This window comes from Intrasporangium sp., assembly GCF_030452765.1.
Taxonomy (GTDB): Bacteria; Actinomycetota; Actinomycetes; order Actinomycetales; family Dermatophilaceae; genus Intrasporangium_A.
Genome location: NZ_JAKDLO010000280.1, coordinates 1 through 3938, shown reverse-complemented (window position 1 = coordinate 3938; position 3938 = coordinate 1). Strand labels below are relative to the sequence as shown.

At 73.0% G+C, this 3938-nt stretch carries 1 protein-coding gene; it reads left to right on the top strand.

All coding sequences use genetic code 11. The annotated features are described in order from the left end of the window. Nucleotides 1-48: 48 nt before the first annotated feature. Nucleotides 49-3615 carry an ABC transporter ATP-binding protein gene (locus tag L0H79_RS21295; RefSeq protein WP_301486711.1) on the top strand — a complete coding sequence of 1189 codons (3567 nt, stop codon included), beginning with the start codon at nucleotides 49-51 and terminating at the stop codon, nucleotides 3613-3615. The last annotated feature ends 323 nt before the right edge of the window (nucleotides 3616-3938 follow it).

Here is a 3938-nt window from a genome sequence, read left to right as displayed (position 1 = left end):
GGAGGCGCGCTGTGGGTGGTGGTCGGTACCGTTTTTGTCATTGTGACGATGACCAGGCTGGAGCACGACGAGACTCGGGACGTGCAGCGCGCCGCCGCCGAGCGGGTGGCTGGCCTCCCGGCAGACCGCCTCCCCGTCGACTGGCGCCGGGTCCGTCGCCCGCTCACGGTGGTGTGCTTCTCGATGTCGCTGCTCGGGGCGGTCGCGGCGTCGCTCGGGTCGATGGTCGCCGGCAGGCTGGCCGAGGACGCCACCTCGAGGCTGGTCGTGCTGTTGGCGCTGTGCGTGGTCGGCGGCGCGGTCATCGACACCGTTGCCAAGGTGACCTGGGCGACGGTGGTCGACCGGGCCGAGGGCAGGCTGCGCGCCGACCTGCTCGACGCCGCGATGGCCCAGCCGCTCGCCGAGCTGTCCGAGCAGGCCGTGGGTGAGGTGCTCGACCGCATCGACGACGACACGTGGGAGGTCGGCCAGCTGATGCGCTGGGGCGTCTGGCAGGCCGCGCGCACCTTCCTCGCCTCGGGTCCGCTATGGGTGGTCGCCACCATCGCCTGGTGGCCCGCGGTCTTCCTGTTCCCGCTGACCGCGCTCGCGGCCTATGCCGTGGTCCGTCGTCTGCTGCCCCTGGTTGCCGAGCGCAAGGTGATCGAGGAGGCCGCCTGGACCGACCATGCTGCCTCCACCGAGGAGGGCGTCGCCGCACGTGACGACCTGCGCACCGCACTGGGGCAGGCGCACGTGCTGCGCCGCAACGCCCGGCTGGCCGCCCGGATCCACGAGGCGCTGGGCGTCGTGCTGCAGGTCGAGGTCCGCATCACGCGGCGCAGCGGCGGCCTGCTCCATGGCGCACTCGCCGGCGTCGGCGTCGTGGGCGTCGCCCTCGTGCTGGCCGAGGACCTCTCGACCGCCCGGCTCGTCACCCTCTTCCTGGTCACCACCATGTTCGTCGGCGGCGTCGACATGCTGGCGCGTCACCTGCCGGACCTGCAGGAGGGCTTCGGCGCGGTCCTGCGGCTGCGGGCCATGCTCGCCTCTCCCGCGGAGCCGACCGGCGGGCTGCCCCTGCACGAGGGGCTGATCGACGTGGAGTTCCGTGACCTCGAGTTCAGCTACGGCACCGGCACGTTCGCGTTGCGTGGCATCGACCTGGTCGTGCCGGCCGGTCACACCTGCGCGCTCGTCGGTCGCACCGGCTCCGGCAAGTCCACCCTGGCCTCGCTGCTGTCGCGAGCCGTGGAGCCGCCCCGCGGGTCCGTGCTGCTCGGCGGCACCGACGTGCGCGACCTCGACCTGCAGCGGTTGCGCGCCGCAGTCGGTGTGGTCACCCAGCGCACCGAGGTGCTCACCGGTACCCTCGCGCAGAACATCACCCTGTTCGGCGACGTGTCCCGCACCCGGGTCCAGGCGACGGTGGCCGAGCTGGGCCTCACCGAGTGGGTGGCCGGTCTGCCCGACGGGCTCGACACGATGCTCGGCCCGGGCGGCACGAGCCTGTCGGCGGGTGAGGAACAGCTCGTCGCGTTCGCCCGGCTGCTGGTGCGCGACGTGCGGGTCGTCGTGCTCGACGAGGCCACGGCCCGGATGGACCCGGTCACCGAAGGGCATGTCGTGCGAGCCGCCGAGCGCCTGCTCTCGGGTCGCACCGGCATCCTCGTCGCCCACCGGCTATCCACGACCGAGCGGGCCGAGCAGATCGCCGTCCTCGAGTCGGGTCGCGTCGTGCAACAGGGTGCGCGCGGGCGCCTGGCCGCCCAGGACGGTCCGTTCCGCCGGCTCCTCGAGGCGGCCGCCCACGAGGCGGTCGTACAGGAGGCGGTCGTGCAGGAGGCGGTCGTCCACGAGGCGGTCGTGCAGGAGCATCACCACGAGCTCGCCTCGATCGGCTCGGCACGGCGCAGCACGACCCCGCCGCCGCGTCCCGCTCTGGCCAAGTCCCCCAGCCTGGCCCGACAGGTGCTCCACGCCGTGAGCATCCAGCCGCAGTGGGGCCTGCTGGGCGCGTTCCTCTTCCTGGCTGCCTCGCTGACCGGCGCGTTCGGCGCGATCACCGGCTGGGTCTGGGGGCTCGTCGTCACCGACCTGCAGGTCGGACGGCGGCCGGGATGGCTCACCGCCGCGCTGGTCGGCTCGCTCCTGGTGGGCCCGCTGCTGCTCTCGCAGGCGTTCCGCTCCTACCCGCACTGGTGGGTCGAGGTGGAGCTTCGGGTGCGGGCCGCGGTGCTCGCCGGCCAGACCGCGCAACGCCGGCTCCTGCGCACGCCTCCCGGTGAGGTGGTGGCCCGCACCATGGACGCCGACCGGCTGGCCCGCTACACCGACCGGTGGGTCGACTTCGTCAACGGCCTCGTCGTCGCCGCCGTGACTGCGCTGATCGCCGGTACCTGGCTCGCGGGCGCAGTCCTGATCGTGGTGATGGTCGCCTCGGCACTGGCCTCGACCTTCGGCCGCCGGGTCGCCGGGCGTTCGGCAGCGGCCGCATCGACGGCCCGGGCCAGGTTCGGACAGTCACTGGTGTCGGCGCTGGAGTCGATCCGCACGGTCAAGCTCGCCGCCGCCACCCCGCAGGTTCACGAGCACCTGCGCCAGGTCGACGGGGGCCGGGTCGATGCGGCCGTCCGCGAGCACCGGGTCCAGGCCCTGCTCGAGGGCGTCCCGTACGTCATGGTCCAGGGCGGCGTCGTGGCGGCCTGGGCCGGGCTGCTGCACGGCACGTGGGAGCTGGCCACCGCCCTGCTCGTGGCAAACGCGGTCAGCGGCTTCGACTGGTTCGGACGGGTGGCCGGCTCGGTGGTGACCGAAGCCCCCGGCGTGCGGGCATGGATGAACGCCACGAGCGAGCTCGCCGGTGGTGGCGACCTGATGGACCTGCCGCCGGGCATGGACCTCGTGCGCGGCGCCGCCGACCAGCCGCAGCCAGGCCCGCGCGACCCGTTGCACACGCTCACCCTGCGACAGGTCACCGCAGTCCACGACGACGGGACCATCGGGGTGCAGGACGTCGACCTCACCGTCGCGGCCGGAGAGCTCGTGCTGCTGCTCGGACAGGTCGGCTCGGGCAAGTCCAGCCTGCTCTCATCACTGGCCGGGCTGACCTCGCACACCGGTCACGTGCTGTGGAACGGCCGGCCCCTGGGAGACCCCGAGGTCGAGCTGCGCCCCGGCCGGGTCGCCCACGTCGCCCAGCGGCCGCGGGTGCTGTCCGGGACCTTCACCGGCAACGTCAGCCTCGACCACCCCTACCGGCGGGTCGAGCCTGCGCTCCTGACCGCCCGGATGGGGCGAGATGTCGCCGAGGCCGGCGGGTCCGACGCGCTTGTCGGCCACCGTGGGGTCCGGCTCTCGGGCGGGCAGGTGCAGCGGCTGGCGCTGGCCCGGGCGCTCGCCTGCGAGGCCGACCTGCTGCTGGCCGACGACGTGTCCTCGGCGCTCGATGCCGCCACCGAGATCGAGCTCTGGGCCGCCCTGCGCGCCGGCGGCGCGACCGTCATCGGCGCGACGAGCAAGGCGGCTGCGTTGGCGCAGGCCGACCGGGTCGTCGTCCTCGACGGCGGGCGCGTGATCGCGGCCGCTCCGTGGCCCGAACTCTCGCCGAGGTGGGGCCACCTGGCCGGGTGAGGTCTCGGCACAGGGTCGCATCGGATTGTTCCTGCCCGGCCCGTTCTGTCGAAGGGGCCGGGGATCCATCGCGGCACGGCGACGACGGGTGACTCACACCACGGCACTGGACCACCGCGGTACTTTTCTGGAATCAATTCTAGAAAAGTATTGATTCCTGGGCGATCGGTCAGTAGCGTCGTATCACCACCTCGTCAACCCAACGACGAACCTCTGTACCCACCGCTTCTCTCTCTCTCGGGGCGCACGAGCTCGACCTCCTCCGTGGCCGATCCGCCATGCCCTCGACCAGCTCTGCCCTCGACCAGCTCTGCCCTCGACCA

Bases quoted from the DNA above. Each gene is read 5' to 3' on its own strand.
- L0H79_RS21295 (WP_301486711.1), top strand. From the start codon at position 49: ATGACCAGGCTGGAGCACGACGAGACTCGGGACGTGCAGCGCGCCGCC.